The following is a 15,303-nucleotide window of genomic DNA, read 5'->3' as shown; positions in this document are numbered from 1 at the left end:
CACAAGGTATGATGTGTTTTATCCATTACACTAGATTCACAAAAGTGGCGAATAAGCTTTTAGTTTAGGTGTAACTGACAAAATTTAAAGCTGGTGCTTGAGATAAAAATGAAAACAAAAACTACCATTAAAGAAGTGGCTGAATTAGCGGGTGTATCATTTAAAACCGTTTCTCGTGTTATCAATAATGAAGGCTCGGTGCGCTCAGAAACCCTGCAAAAAGTTAATAATGCGATTAAGGAATTAAACTACCAGCCAAATAATGCGGCGAGAAATTTAGCGGGAAGTAAATCTTATTCCTTAGGGTATGTATACGATAACCCTAATGCCTATTATGTGCTCGACATGCAAAATGGCATCTTGGCCGAATGCCGAGAGCGAGGTTACGAATTGGTGATCCATCCTTGCTCAGCAAACAATAAACATATAGTAGAAGAGTTGGCTACTATGATAAAACGTTCACAATTGGCCGGACTGATTATTTCACCACCGCTGTCGGAAATGCCTGAAGTGCTTAGTGGTTTGGATGAAATGAATATTCCATATATTCGGATTATTTCATCTAGCGAAGTGAGTGAAGAGTCCTCACCATGTGTGTATATTAATGACAGAGATGCTGCTTTTGATATCACTGAACACTTAATCGAACAAGGGCATACTAAAATTGCATTTTTGCGAGGGGACGATAATCACCGTTCGAGTCATGAGCGCAAAATTGGTTATTTAAATGCACTTAAAAAACACAACTTACCTATTATTGACGACTATCAAATTGACGGCTCTTATTCTTTTGAGTTTGGTGTGCAAGGTGCTAAACAATTATTGTCCTTAGAAGAGCCTCCAACGGGCATTTTTTCATGTAACGATGAGATAGCGGCTGGAGCCTTATTTGCAGTGCGCTTGCAAGGTCTGAATGTGCCTGATGATATGGCCATAGCTGGTTTTGAGGATAGCCCGTTTTCCCGTCAAACCTGGCCTATGTTAACTACTGCAGCTCAGCCAACTAATATAATTGCACGTAAGGCTGCAGCGTCTTTGATCCAGTATTTAGTGCATTTACGCTCACCAAAAGCTGGCGCTGATAGTATCCCTCATCTGCATTTTAGGCCGCAATTAGTTAAACGTGAATCTACCCAATCAGTCTCTTCAGACTAGTTTATTGACTATTTCTAGTAGGCGCATTTTTTTTATTAAGCTGGTGAAGCTAGTGTGGGTTGCGCCTAAAATCGCTTGGGGATACACCCACTAGTTTTTTAAAGCTCTTAGAAAAATTAAAAATATTGCTGTAACCCACATAACTTGCAATATGTTGAACCGGCCAGCGTGTATTGACGAGTAGACTCTTAGCGCGCTCTATTCGTAAATGAATGAGTTTTTGTATCGGACTTTTACCAAATTGTGTTTGGCACAAACGGTGTAAATGGGGCGGCGAATAGTGTAATTGTTTACACATTGCTTCTATAGTCCAGTCATATTGGAGTCGTTTTTCGATATCTTGAAATAAGTTTTCTAACCGAGAATTGGTTTGTTTTTGATTGTCGCCAAACAAAACTGCATTGAGATAGTAACTTAATATGGGAAAAACACCTTGGCGTAAAGCTGCGTCGGGTTCGCTGTATAAAATCTCCATTGCGTAATGAAGTGGTTCGAGTTGTTGATCGAAGATGACTTGAGCTTGTTCCAAATTGAGATGCTGCCAACGTTTTGTATTAGCGAGGTTTAGCCAAATGATATCCCATTGTTCTGCAACTATACTTACTTCAAAACTCTGCTTAGTTGGCAAAATAGCTAAGGTATTTGGAAGTAGGGGGAACTCGTTTTCTATGGTGGTTAATTTTCCTTGCCCTTTAAGGGTATAGAATAAAGTATGCTCAAGAGGAACTGTGCGTGCTACACAATAACGTCCAGTTAAGTTAGAGCATCCAGCTAAGGTCATTTCCAGAGGGGCCATTTCAGCTAATATTTTCGAATCTATAAAACGTTCATAACAATCGGGGCCAATATCTAGGATATCTTTGATATGATTTTTCATGAGTAAGAATGATAGTTTTGGATAAAAATAAGATAGTTTTAAGCATAATCTAACTGCAGTGTTTTAGCTATATTAGTGGGATACGCAATACTTAATAAATTCCATTTTATATGCCTAGGGGAAAACTATGACCTCATTAGATCAGATCATTCAGCGCCGTGATTGGGAAACACCATTAATCACCCAAATTAATGCGCTTAGCGCTCATAGCCCACTTAATGGTTTTAGGAGCATTGCAGACGCGCGGCAAAAACAAAATGCTCAAAGGCAATTACTCAATGGCGATTGGCAGTTTAAATTATTTGCTAAACCAGAAGAGGTCGATGAGGCATTTCTTGATGTGCAAACCAATGAGCAATGGCAAAATATTCCAGTGCCTTCAAACTGGCAACTTCAAGGTTTTGATAAACCTATTTATTGTAATGTGAAGTATCCTTTTACAGTCAACCCACCTTTTGTGCCAAGTGACAATCCAACTGGCTGTTATCGAACTGAATTTGAGGTCACGCAAGAGCAACTCACCCAGCGTAACCATATTATTTTTGAAGGCGTAAATTCGGCGTTTCATTTATGGTGTAACGGCCAATGGGTTGGCTATTCCCAAGACAGTCGCCTGCCCAGCGAATTTGATCTCCAGCCATTTTTAGTGGCAGGTAAAAATCGCATTGCCGTTATGGTGATACGTTGGAGTGATGGTAGTTACCTTGAAGATCAAGATATGTGGTGGTTAAGCGGTATATTTCGAGATGTAGTTTTGCTCAGCAAACCTCAAGATCACATTAGCGACGTATTTATTACACCTAACTTAGATGCTTGTTATCGGGACGCTAGTTTGGCCATTAAAACGACGCTTAAAGCCTCCAATACTCACAAGGTGTGCGTCCAAGTATTTGATGGCGAAAGCGCCATTAGTGAACCCCATATTCAAAGTACTAACAATAAAAGGGTTGATGAAAAAGGGGGGTGGCATGATGTGGTTTTCCAGAATATCTGTATTGAAAACCCTCGAAAATGGACAGCAGAAACGCCTAACTTGTATCGTTGTGTGGTTAGCCTGCTAGATGAACTAGGCAAGATAGTTGATGTTGAAGCTTATGATATTGGCTTTAGAAAGGTCGAAATCATTGATGGGCAGTTATGCCTAAACGGCAAACCCTTATTGATTCGCGGCGTTAATCGACACGAGCATCATCCAGAAAACGGCCACGTGATATCAGAATCCGACATGGTGACTGATATTAAGCTAATGAAACAGAATAATTTTAATGCGGTGCGCACCGCACACTATCCGAATCACCCGCGTTGGTATGAGTTATGTGACGAATTCGGCCTTTATGTAGTAGATGAAGCCAACATAGAAACACATGGTATGTTTCCTATGGGGCGATTAGCTGCAGATCCCCAGTGGGCAGGGGCGTTTATGTCTCGCTTTACACAAATGCTTGAGCGCGACAAAAATCACCCTTCTATTATTATTTGGTCACTAGGAAATGAATGTGGCCATGGTGCAAATCATGATGCTATGTACGCTTGGTCAAAAAGTGTTGATCCATCAAGACCGGTACAATATGAGGGGGGCGGCGCAAATACCACAGCCACTGATATTATTTGCCCTATGTATTCAAGAGTGGACTCTGACGTTGAAGACGAAGCTGTGCCTAAATATTCCATTAAAAAATGGCTGAGTTTACCTGGAGAAACCCGGCCGCTGATCTTATGTGAATATGCCCATGCTATGGGTAACAGCCTAGGTAGTTTTAATGATTATTGGCAAGCTTTTAAAGAATTCCCGCGTTTACAAGGTGGCTTCATTTGGGATTGGGTTGATCAGGGATTGTCAAAATTTGATGAAAACGGCTGTCATTATTGGGCATACGGTGGTGACTTTGGCGATACAGTAAACGACCGCCAGTTTTGTATCAATGGGCTATTATTTCCTGATCGTAGTCCTCACCCCAGTTTGTTTGAGGCTAAATATTGCCAACAACATTTGTCTTTTGTCTTAGCGCCAAAGGCAAGTAACAATACATTTAGCCTGAGTATTTTAAGTGACTATGTGTTTCGAACCACAGACAACGAAAAACTCGTTTGGCGGCTGTTACAAAATGGAATTGAGGTAGAAAAAGGCGAATTACCCATTATCCTTGCCCCCCAAAGCGTCTTGGATTTGACCATTAAACCCACGGTGAAATTTGCACAGGGCGCTGACTATCATTTAAACCTAGACATTGAGCTGATTGAAGATTGTAGTTTTGCCCAAGCAGGTCATGTCATGGCAACTGAGCAGTTCCCTTTAGCCAATAAGCACAGTTTAACGCGCCACAATTTTGGACGTTCTAAGGGACAAGCTACCCTAGTTTTAACTGAAAATGACCAAAGCTTGATTATTCAAGGGGCAGGTTTAGAGCTCATCTTTGATCGTAAAACCGGACTAGTGGGCAGGTGGTGGCAACACAACAAAGACGTCATAGCCAGTCCACTTGTTGATAATTTCTATCGCGCCGCGCTGGATAATGATATTGGAGTAAGCGAGGTGGATAACCTTGATCCAAATGCGTGGGAAGCCCGTTGGATAGCCGCAGGGCTTGGTAATTGGCAGCGTAACTGTCGCCACATTGAGACAACAACATCAGAGGTGGACATTCGTATCACTTGTGTATTCGATTATGAATATAACGGCGAGTTATGTTGTCAAACCCAATGGATTTATAACATCAATCATAGCGGTGAAGTGAAGCTTGATATTGCTGTACTGCTAAATGACACCTTACCACCTATACCTAGAGTGGGAGTGAGTTTGAGTTTAGCCAAACAAGATAACCTAGAGGTTAAATGGTTAGGTTTAGGACCATTTGAAAACTACCCAGATCGTAAATCGGCCGCCCGTTTGGGGGAGTACAGTTTGCCTATTAACGATCTACATACAGCTTATATTTTTCCGACAGATAACGGCTTGCGCAGTGATTGTAAATGGCTTGAGTTGGGAGAGTTGCGGGTTGCTGGCGAATTTTCATTTGCAGTGAGCGACTATTCTCAAAGTCAATTAACCGCAGCTAAACACACTAACGAGTTGCTAAAAGATGCTGTGGTGCATGTGCATATTGATCATCAACATATGGGAGTGGGAGGGGACGACTCTTGGAGCCCGAGTACACATAAGGCATTTCTACTAGAGAAAAAACACTACAGTTATTCATTACGTTTTGAAAACGTCCAGCAAAAATAAAGTCAGTGATGGGGGCACTATTAAAGGCAACTTCTTAGGTAAGTAAATTGCGGGCTACCAATGCAGCTGCTGTTGCTCGCAATTTATTGATAACCGCTATACTAGCACTCACCTTATCTTAGTATGTGGGAGTATAATCCAATGATTACAAAACGAGGTTTCTGGGCGGCGCTCGACTAACAATAGTAGTGGAATCGAGATCAGATTTTGTGTTGTCTTCAGGTTGGTAGACTAAAATGTAGCTGGCAATAAAAATGGCGTCTCCAGCTTGTAGCGTATAGTCGTCTTCTAACGCTTTACCATTCACTTTTGTACCATTCACTCCTAGATTTTGAATAACTCTGTTGCCATCAACTGATTTTATAATGGCGTGTTTACGAGACACTTTTGAATCAGGAATACTCACCACACAACGAGCATCACGACCTAAAAGAAAATCACTATCGTCAAGTTTAAATGAGGCTTGTAATTCATAGTTCGCGTACATGTCGAGTCGAGCCATAATTTCCTATTTCCTATTGGAACCAAAGTTAAAATTAACAAATTGGGTGGTGACATCATTAATTTACCGTTAGACGTGTAAACTAAATGTTAACCAGTATCACCATTCCTTGAATTTATGAGTGTACTATTTTGTATGGAATTCGTACAGCGGCTTGTATACACTCTGTCTAGGAAGTTAGAATAAAAAAGACCATAACTGCAAGATTTAAAGTCTATTTTTAAGAATCCTTGATCTTAATCCAACTAGGCTACTCAAATTTCGCTGTATTTTGGGGAAGCCAAAAGTTGGCCTTAAATTGATGGAATAATAGATAATTGGATACATTCTCGTCACAACAAGCCGCTGATCAAGATTATAGCTCAGCGCAAAGCATCACCTTAAGTGAGCACGAACGACACATTTTTACAGAATACGCACAATTAAAAGATATCTGTGCCGATGAATATTTGGTGACCGAAGGGGAGGGTGATACTTGCTTTTACCTTTTGGTCAGAGGGAATCTGGTAAAGGAGCAGTCTGGCAAGGCAAAGATGCTTGGAATGTACGAGCAATTGGCAGAAGGTGAGCTGATTGGTCTACTCAGTTTTTTTACCGAAGAAAAACATCTAAATTCTATTCTTGCAAGGGCAGATAGCCAAGTCGCCATAGTGACCCGAGAAATTTACAATAGTTTGTTGTCAGAGCAGCCATTACTGTGGAAAAAACTTCAAAGCATTGGCCTGCATATGATGCGAAAGCATCGATTATCTATCCACCTCGATAATTTATTTGGACCTTTTGGTGTGATGTTGCCTTTTGTGCTGGCTGATATTGAAAATGAACTCCAGTGGGTGACACTTCCCAGTGGCCAGACGTTATTTCGCCAAGGTGATGTACCAGACGGCGCCTACATTTTAGTCGCGGGTCGCTTGCAAATGACCACAAAATTGCTAGATGGCAGGGAAGTGGTCAATGAAGCTATTCTGGCAGGTGAAACCATTGGCGAAACGGCTCTGTTAACAGCGCAACCGCAAGCGCACACTGTATATGCAGTGAGGGACAGTGAATTAGTTAAACTATCGAATTACAGTTTTGAACTGATGTTACAGCGTAATACCAGAGCAATACATAATATTGCTCATATATTAGGAAAACGCCTGACCAATCTACCTATCGAAAAGGGCACGTCTAAAGCACCTGTTCGCTGTATCAGTTTATTGCCGGCCAATGCCAGTATGGAACTCAACACTTTTGCCCAACAGCTATGCTCAACTTTGTCAGTGCATGGTTCAACACGACACCTTAGTAGCAACATAGTGAATACAGAACTTGCTACTGAGGGCATTGCCCAAAGTCATGAAAACGAGGCCACTAGCTTACGATTGGTGGAGTGGCTGCACTCCCAAGAAGATAACTGCCAATTTTTAGTTTATCAGTCAGATCAGCAATGGTCCCAATGGAGTGCTAGGTGTGTTCGACAAACAGATCAAGTGATAGTCGTGGCCGAAGCCAATTCTACGGCGGATTTGTCAACTCTAGCCCCACACTTATGCGGTGAGCGGCAGCGTTGGAGTTTAGTCTTGTTACATGACTTTGATACTGACCGACCAAGAAATACTTCGGCGTGGCTGTCTTCGGTTTCACCAGACGCTATTTACCATGTGCGTAAACGACATGACGCAGATATGGCAAGGTTGGCTCGGATACTATCAGGTAATGCGATTAGTTTGGTATTGGGTGGCGGTGGCGCACGAGGGTTTGCGCATTTGGGCGTCATTAAAGCCATGGAAGAATTAAACATTCCAATTGATATGGTATGCGGTACCAGTATGGGAGCGCCCATCGCAGGGATTGTTGCTCAAGGCGCAACTGCAGATGAAGTGACTCGCCGCGCGAAAAAGGCCTACCACAAAATTATCGATTTCACTTTACCACTGGTTTCATTGATAGCGGGCAAACGCATCACCGCAACCATTAACGAACAAGCTAAAGGCTGGGACATTGAAGATTTTTGGTTACCATTTTTTTGTGTCTCGACTAATTTGACCACCGCTTTGCCGGTCATTCATCAAAGGGGAGATGCTGGATTAGCTATTCGCAGCAGTGTGTCTATACCAGGAGTGTTGCCACCGGTGCCCCATGGAGACGAACTTTTGGTTGATGGTGGCGTACTCAACAATTTACCCGTAGATATAATGCGCGAAATTAATCCTTTTGGCGTCATTATTGCCGTGGATGTGGCGCCACCCGTGGGGCCAAAAGCAAAGTCGGACTACGGAAGAGAGTTGTCGGGGTGGCATTTATTGGTGCAGCGATTATTACCTTGGCTAAAAGCTCCGTCAGTGCCGAGTCTCGGCTCTACCATTATGCAAGCAATGGTAGCTGGGTCAGCCCTCAAGCGACAGCAGATAATTGAACAACAACAAGCAGATCTGTATCTGAATATCCATGTAAGAGGCGTAGGTATGCTGCAATTTGAAGCACAGGCTAAAGCAACCAAAATTGGCTATGAAGCGAGTTTTGAAAGACTTAAAACTCACTTTAAGGCATCCGTTCAAAAGTCCGAAATTAGTCAGGGGAAATAACATGAAGGATTCATTGATAGGAGCGACTTGTGTCGCTTTTAGTTTATTCAGCCAATTGCTACTTGCAAATGATTTAACCTCAGTTGCAGCTCTCGGTAGAATTGAACCTGAAAACGGCATTATTGTTATCGGAGCACCCTCTACTCCAGAGTCAACTGCAGGTTCATTGATTGCCAAGTTACATGTGGCTGAAGGCGATAGTGTCACTGTTGGTCAGTTGCTCGCTGAAGTCGATTCGGCGGCTGTCGCAAAGGCACTTGTTGTGGAAACTGAAAAGGAATACGAGTTTGCGGTACGACAATTTGATGCTGACAAGAGTGTCGCTGACGCGGCGTGTGTTCAGGCTGATACCGCCAAAAGTGAAGCGGGTAGACGTGAAAAATTACTAAGTCAGGGATTGGCACCAGCCGAAGAAGTTGAACAGGCGCAAGGCGAAGCAAAGTCGCTCAAGGCATCTTGTCAATCGGCTCGGGTGTCGGCCACTGCTGGTGAGATGGCGATTGAAGTGGCAAAAGCTAGGTTAGCCCGTCGTCAAGCCGAATATCAGCGTAAGCTCATTTATTCACCTATAGATGGCATGGTAGTACAAGTTAATGCCTATCCTGGTGAGTTTGTGCATTTGGATGGTGTTCTAGAATTAGCCGCAGTGCAGAATATGTACGCGGTGGCGGAAATATACGAAACAGACATAAAACGTGTGAAATTAGGTCAAAAAGCAAGCATTAATAGTGACGCACTAAATGAAAAACTAACGGGAAAAGTGACCTACATTCAGCCTAAAGTACAAAAGCACGACGCTATTGGTACTGATCCTGCGGCGCGAAAAGATGCACGAATAATTGAAGTCGATGTGTTGTTAGACAATCCGCAAGCTGTGAGGCATTTAATCAACTTGCAAGTTGAAATTGTGCTTGAGTAATAAATAACATGATACCAATGCAAACTAAAGTTGCGTGGTTGCAGCTAAAACATCGGCCAGTACGGCTTACTATTGCGCTCTGTGGGATTGGCTTTGCTGTATTGTTGATACTCATGCAATTAGGATTTCGCTCTGCCTTGTTTGAAAGTGCGGTTCGCTTCCACGAAAAATTGAATTACGACATCGCTTTGTTTAGTCCCGATAGCGTGTTTATTGTGCGTCCGCAGGCTTTTTCGCAGCGCCGTCTTTATCAGGCTATGGCAATGCAAGAAGTAGAACAAGTGATGCCGATTAATATTTTCCCCGGCGTGTGGAAAAATCCTTGGAATAATGGCCGCAGAAGCATCAATGCACTGGGTTTTGACCCAGGGGATGCCATTTTTGATAACCCCGAATTTAATCAACTCCGCCCTAAACTTAAAGCCCGAGACGCGATGATTTTCGATTCTGCATCTCGTCCTGAATTCGGCCCTGTTAGTGAAGCAGTGAGCCGCGACAAGGTGCTGGTGACTGAAATCAACAATCGCGAAATCAGTATAGTTGGCTTGTATAAAATGGGGACTTCTTTTGGTTTAGATGGCAGTGTTTTTATGAGCACAGATAATTGGCACCGATTGTTTCCTGATCGCTCACGTGAAGACATACAACTGGGTTTAATCAAACTCAAAGCAGGTGCCAACGCCAACGATGTCAGAGATAAGCTTAAAGATTATCTTCCAGGTGATGTGTTAGTTTTGACCAAGCAAGATTTTGTAAAACGGGAAACCGCTTATTGGAATTCCGCCACGCCAATTGGTTATATATTTACTTTTGGAGCAATAATGGGCTTTGTTGTTGGGGCCATTATTGTCTATCAGATTTTGTTTGCAGGTGTGTCTGAGCACCTGAGTGAATATGCCACTCTGCGTGCTATGGGATATTCCAGCACATTTGTTTCTGGCATAGTTGTACAACAGGCAGTGTTATTGGGAGCGCTAGGCTACATTCCCGGTGTGGCTGTTGCTATGTGGTTGTATTCAATCGCGGCGGGCGCAACAAACTTACCTCTTTATTTAACCCAAGATCGCGCCATAACCGTGTTTATCTTAACCATGATAATGTGTGCCATTTCCGCTTTACTGAGCGTTCGAAAAGTCGCTCGCCTCGACCCTGCTGAGGTGTTTTAATGTCCTCAGATATTTCAATTAGTGTTAAAAATCTAGATTTCTCTTTTGGCAGTGGTGATCTCAAAAAACAAATATTGTTTGATATCAGTACCGAAATTAAAGCCGGTGAAATTGTCATTGTTACTGGTCCTTCTGGCTCAGGAAAAACCACGCTTTTAACTATTGTTAGTGCATTAAGAGCGGTCAAAACTGGCAGTGTGCAAATTCTTGGTAAAGAACTAAGTGGTGCAAAAAGTAGGGAATTAGAGCAGGTTCGAAAAAACATAGGTTTTATTTTTCAGCAACATAATCTAATTGGCGCGTTAACGGCACTGCAAAATGTTGTGTTAGGTATTCGTATTAGTGGCAAATTTAAAGGTCGCCAAATAGAACAAAGAGCAGTGGAATATTTACATATTGTGGGTTTAGGTGAGCGGATCCATTATTACCCTGAACAATTATCAGGGGGCCAACGACAGCGAGTGGCAATAGCCAGAGCAATGGCAGCTGAGCCAAAAATTTTGATGGCTGATGAACCCACGGCTTCGCTAGATAAACAATCGGGTCGTGACGTAGTAGATCGCATGAAGAGTATGGCCAAGGAACAAGGCTCTACTATTTTGTTGGTCACCCATGACAACCGTATTCTTGATGTAGCTGACCGCATCATCTATTTAGAAGATGGGCATATCGCCAGTTTTAACGAAGCAGTCATTGATAACAGCCAACAATTAATGAAAGTGGTGGCCGATACACCTTCAGAACGGCCGAATAATCAAATTGAAAGTGATTTTGATTTTCAATATTTTATGGTTGACCTTTCATTACAATCACAACGTATTTTGGCACTTAAAAGTAAAATTAATCCTATCGCATTTACAGGGGTACTCACTAATGCATTGGCCGATTTTACGGCACAGGCTGCCGCAAAATTCGATACTGCTGGATTTCCATTATATCTCGCTACTGACCAGGCATGGAATGCTTCACCACTAGGAGATGCCAGTGGCGAACATGTTGCTACTTATCCCAATCAAGGTGGACTGGTCAATACAGTCAGAGACTTGAATAAGTCGCTATTGATAAACAACTCTCTGTTGGACGAACAAATAGATCCAGTCATTGATAAAAGTGACGAGGCGCAAATGATAATGGCAGTACCCATAAAACGGCGAACAGGGGAAGTGTTTGCAGTGCTTCAGTGCCGACGAGTAATGAGCAAGCAGAGTTTTACAGAACGAGATTTAAAATTATTTGAGCTGTTTTGTACCAGTATTACCGGACTTTTGGAGGCCTATGCTAAGTTATGACTTCTCCGTTGTTTCTTGCATTACTCTTTGAATCTGCTGTTCTACATCAGTTTAGTGACCTGTCTTTGTCAAAATTTTAGCACCGGTTGCAGCCGCTTTTATGAATAAAGCATACCCAGTAGGGGCGCGTAATCAGGGGGCTAAGCTTTTACACTGCTTTGTAAAACAAATAACTCAGCGCCACCTTTAGGAAGAATTTCGAAACTAGCCTGAGGCCCAAGATCAATCACAGACACTTGTTCATGCTCATTATTAAATAAGGGAGTAATGGATACCCTTTACACATGAGTGTTAGACAAGTGAGGTAACTCATTTATATTCCTGAGTCTAGCAGCGCCAGTGCAGTCACCTAAACAAAACAAGCGCCAATTAGGCGCTTGTTTTAGTGTTTGAAAGTTTAGGCTTGTGAGGGTGAAGTGTCTATTGATGCTGTTTTTTTACGTTTGAATACTTTTGCAATCAGGCCAAATAACCAAACGAATTTACTTTTAAGGTCTTCTAGTATCATATACAAACAAGGTACCAATACTAATGTAACCAAAGTAGCGTAGAGCACTGCAAACCCTAGGGCCACAGCCATGGGAATAACAAACTTAGCTTGTAAACTGGTTTCAAACATTATGGGTAATACACCGGCGAATGTGGTGATCGAGGTCAGGGTGATGGCTCTAAACCGCGCACATCCCGCTTCAGTTACCGCTGCTTTAATTGCGTGACCTTGTTTACGTCTTTGGTTAACAAAGTCAGTCATTACCAGACTGTCGTTAATAACCACACCAGCGGCAGCAATCAGTCCAAAGGTCGACATCATGCTTAGGTCAATACCAAAGAAGAAGTGTCCCCAAATTGCCCCTGTTAAACTAAAGGGAATGACTGACATAATGATCAAAGGTTGCCCATAACTTTTGAGTGGGACAGCCAATAAGATATACACCATTAACAATCCAGCAATCAAAAATGTAATTTGCTGATCTTGTTGTGCTTGTTGCTCTTCAATGGTGCCGCCTAATTCAGATTTAACGCCCGGAAAGTTAGACTTAAGTTGAGGAAGCAATTTCTCTTCGACTTCACTTATGACCTCGTTAGGTTCTACTAGCTCTTCATCGATAGATCCAAATACATAAACGCTACGGTAACCTTCCTCGCGACGAATATAATTAATACCCGGCTCTTCGGTTAAAGTAACCACATCACCTAACATCACTTCTTGACCCGATGGAGTACTAATAACGGCATATTTTAATTCAGCGAAACGTTCTCGCGTTAATTTAGGATAACGCACCATCACTCTAACTTCTTCGCCATCACGAATGACTCGTTGCGCTTCTCCACCAAAGAAACTCGCACCCACTTGACTGGCAATATTCGACAAGTCTAGGCCTAAGTCGTAAGCCACGGGTAACAAGTCCATTTGAATTTCTTTACTTGCAGGATCAATAGTGGAACTGATATCAAATAAACCTTCTTGTTGCTGCAACATTGAGATAAATTCGCGACCGGCAGCATTAAGCTTATCGATATCTGCACCAAAGAGCATAAAACCAAATTCACCATTACCGTTGCCGCCACCATTGATGTCGTCATATATGGTAAATGATTTCATACCAGGGATAGTGGGAATGGCTTCTCGCCATCTTCTGGCCAATTCAAAGGCGTTAAAATGCCGTTCTTCTTCATCAACCAAAGGAACAAGCACTTGGCCTTGAGTACGCCCTGAATTAAACACCATAATATCTTTCATCATGCTGCTACCATATTCATCGATAATTTTTTGATCAACATCAAGCACCATGGTTTCGATAATTTTTAAGGCTTCAATCGTAGCCATATCGGAAACATTTTCATTCATTTCAATGGATACGCGTGGGAAATCATGGGGCACCTTGGGTGCAGGGATCATCCTTACGTAATTGGCTTGTATAAGACCTATGCTTATCATCAAAATGGCAATAAACACTGTAAAAACCAACCAGCGCCATTCAATGCAGCGAACCACAAAATTTTTGTAAGGGCCATTCACAAAACTAAAAAATTTCCTATTAAACTTTGATCGCCAACTGCTTTCTTTGACTGGTGTAAATTTCATATGTGCTAAGTGAGCCGGTAATATCAGTTTGGATTCGATGAGGCTGAAGACTAAACACAGTATTACCACTACCGAAATATTGTAGAAAAAGGCCCCTTCTGGTCCAGTGGAAAACAGTGAGGGAGCAAAAACAGCAATAGTGGTTAATACCCCAAAAGTTGCAGGTGTAGCTACGCGTTTTGCTCCCCGTACGACACTTTCAACGCCACCGCCTTTTTCTTCTATCTCAGAGTAGGCGCTTTCACCTATCACTATGGCATCGTCTACTACTATTCCCAGTACCATGATAAAGGCGAATAAAGATAAAATATTAATGGTGATACCAAAAACAGGCATCATCATCACCGCTCCTAAGAAACAGATGGGTAGCCCCACCATCACCCAAAATGCTAACCTAAATCTTAAGAAAATAGTTAACATCAGTGCCACTAGTATGGCGCCTTGAAAGAGATTTTTTAACATCATATCTAAACGGGCGTTCAAGTAGAAAGTCATGTCTACTAGTACTTTTATCTGTAAGCCTTGTGGCAACGTTTTGTTGCGGGCCTCTATATATTTCTTAACGCTTTCTGCGACTGGCACAGTGCTTTGATCTTTAGTGGCTTTGACAGAAAGAAATATCGCATTGACGCCTGAGTATTTGAAATAACGTTCGCCCTCTGTAAATCCATCTTTAATTTCAGCCACGTCTTCGAGTAATACTTTGGCACCATTGTCACCCACTTTGACAGGAATACGTCTAAATTCATCACCACTGTACAATTGGTTTTCTACTCGTATGGCGACTATGCCCGAGTCGGTACGTAATTGTCCTGCCGATATATTCGCTGAAAAGCGCCTGATGGCGGCAGTAACATCTGCAATAGTGAGATCGTATTTGCGTAAGGTGTCTGGATTAATTTCTATGGCTATTTCGTCTTCTGGGGCATCTAATTCAACCAAAGATACATTGTTAAGTTGCAGTAATTCATCTTCGATTTGTTTGGCGATAGGTTTCAGTTCGTTGATAGGTAAATCTCCTACCAAAGACATTTCGATCACATCTTGTCTAAATTCAACTTGGGTAACATTGGGTGGTTCCATATCGGCAGGGAAGGTGGCGATACTGTCGACTCTGGCTTTCACCTTGTCTAAAACTTCGGTTAATTCTTGGTCTTTGTGGATCTCTAAGGAAATTCTACCACTGCCACGAAATGCCCGGGATGTGGCCTTTTTGATTTCAGTAATATCTTTAATGGCTTCCTCAATTTTTATGAGGATACTTTCTTCAATTTCTTGAGGAGAGGCACCGCGATAGACCGCACTCACATTGATGTAGTTAATTTCAATGTTGGGAAACATTTGCCGTTGGATAGTGAAGTAGCTAAAAATGCCCATAATGATAATAAAAACCATTATCAAATTTGCAGCAACAGAATTGTTAGCAAAATAGGCAATTAAGCCGGTTTGTTTGGGTTCAGTCGTTTGTGGTTCTGTAGCTGGACTGCCTGTATTTTCAGTAGTCATGATGGTGCCC

Annotated in this window: 9 protein-coding genes; 6 read left to right on the top strand and 3 right to left on the bottom strand. The window is 42.2% G+C overall.

Translation table 11 applies throughout. The features are described from left to right. Positions 1-108: 108 nt before the first annotated feature. Positions 109-1,155, top strand: a complete 1,047-nt coding sequence (locus tag AAC000_RS01470; RefSeq protein WP_339719452.1) for a LacI family DNA-binding transcriptional regulator — start codon at positions 109-111, stop codon at positions 1,153-1,155. A 49-nt stretch (positions 1,156-1,204) separates the two neighbouring features. On the opposite strand, the gene AAC000_RS01465 is transcribed toward AAC000_RS01470, so the two are convergent. Then, complete coding sequence (locus tag AAC000_RS01465) at positions 1,205-2,032, bottom strand: helix-turn-helix transcriptional regulator (protein ID WP_339719450.1); 828 nt, start codon at positions 2,030-2,032, stop codon at positions 1,205-1,207. A gap of 127 nt (positions 2,033-2,159) precedes the next feature. On the opposite strand from AAC000_RS01465, the gene AAC000_RS01460 reads away from it, so the two are divergent. Continuing rightward, positions 2,160-5,258, top strand: coding sequence for a beta-galactosidase (locus AAC000_RS01460; RefSeq protein ID WP_339719449.1), 3,099 nt, complete (start codon positions 2,160-2,162; stop codon positions 5,256-5,258). A gap of 145 nt (positions 5,259-5,403) precedes the next feature. On the opposite strand, the gene AAC000_RS01455 is transcribed toward AAC000_RS01460, so the two are convergent. Further along, positions 5,404-5,760 (bottom strand): FHA domain-containing protein, encoded by a 357-nt coding sequence (locus tag AAC000_RS01455; RefSeq protein WP_339719448.1) that lies wholly within the window; start codon positions 5,758-5,760, stop codon positions 5,404-5,406. Positions 5,761-6,077: 317 nt separating this feature from the next. Here AAC000_RS01455 and AAC000_RS01450 point away from each other — a divergent pair, with 317 nt between their 5' ends. From AAC000_RS01450 to AAC000_RS01435, 4 genes are read left to right on the top strand one after another with little or no spacing between them, the layout of a single operon-like run. Then, positions 6,078-8,327: a cyclic nucleotide-binding domain-containing protein gene (locus tag AAC000_RS01450; protein WP_339719446.1), complete on the top strand. Its 2,250-nt coding sequence runs from the start codon at positions 6,078-6,080 to the stop codon at positions 8,325-8,327. A gap of 1 nt (position 8,328) precedes the next feature. Further along, on the top strand, positions 8,329-9,246 hold the full coding sequence (locus AAC000_RS01445) for an efflux RND transporter periplasmic adaptor subunit (RefSeq protein ID WP_339719445.1): 918 nt from the start codon (positions 8,329-8,331) through the stop codon (positions 9,244-9,246). A 17-nt stretch (positions 9,247-9,263) separates the two neighbouring features. After that, positions 9,264-10,412 carry an ABC transporter permease DevC gene (gene devC, locus AAC000_RS01440; protein WP_339719443.1) on the top strand — a complete coding sequence of 383 codons (1,149 nt, stop codon included), beginning with the start codon at positions 9,264-9,266 and terminating at the stop codon, positions 10,410-10,412. Further along, a complete protein-coding gene (locus AAC000_RS01435) occupies positions 10,412-11,701 on the top strand; it encodes an ATP-binding cassette domain-containing protein (protein WP_339719441.1) in 1,290 nt (429 codons plus the stop codon). The genes devC and AAC000_RS01435 overlap by 1 nt, the downstream gene beginning before the upstream one ends. Before the next feature lie 397 nt (positions 11,702-12,098). Here AAC000_RS01435 and AAC000_RS01430 read toward each other — a convergent pair whose 3' ends face one another. Further along, positions 12,099-15,293, bottom strand: coding sequence for an efflux RND transporter permease subunit (locus AAC000_RS01430; protein WP_339719440.1), 3,195 nt, complete (start codon positions 15,291-15,293; stop codon positions 12,099-12,101). Positions 15,294-15,303 lie beyond the last annotated feature (10 nt).

The sequence above is a fragment of the uncultured Paraglaciecola sp. genome (assembly GCF_963977085.1).
Classification (GTDB): Bacteria; Pseudomonadota; Gammaproteobacteria; order Enterobacterales; family Alteromonadaceae; genus Paraglaciecola.
Note: the sequence above shows the minus strand (reverse complement) of the source record. Positions and strands in the feature narration are given on the sequence as shown.

Excerpts from the sequence above, each read along its gene's own strand:
- AAC000_RS01455 (WP_339719448.1), bottom strand. The coding sequence starts at position 5,760 with ATGGCTCGACTCGACATGTACGCGAACTATGAATTACAAGCCTCATTT.
- AAC000_RS01460 (WP_339719449.1), top strand. The coding sequence starts at position 2,160 with ATGACCTCATTAGATCAGATCATTCAGCGCCGTGATTGGGAAACACCA.
- AAC000_RS01470 (WP_339719452.1), top strand. The coding sequence starts at position 109 with ATGAAAACAAAAACTACCATTAAAGAAGTGGCTGAATTAGCGGGTGTA.
- AAC000_RS01430 (WP_339719440.1), bottom strand. The coding sequence starts at position 15,293 with ATGACTACTGAAAATACAGGCAGTCCAGCTACAGAACCACAAACGACT.
- devC (WP_339719443.1), top strand. The coding sequence starts at position 9,264 with ATGCAAACTAAAGTTGCGTGGTTGCAGCTAAAACATCGGCCAGTACGG.
- AAC000_RS01435 (WP_339719441.1), top strand. The coding sequence starts at position 10,412 with ATGTCCTCAGATATTTCAATTAGTGTTAAAAATCTAGATTTCTCTTTT.
- AAC000_RS01465 (WP_339719450.1), bottom strand. The coding sequence starts at position 2,032 with ATGAAAAATCATATCAAAGATATCCTAGATATTGGCCCCGATTGTTAT.
- AAC000_RS01445 (WP_339719445.1), top strand. The coding sequence starts at position 8,329 with ATGAAGGATTCATTGATAGGAGCGACTTGTGTCGCTTTTAGTTTATTC.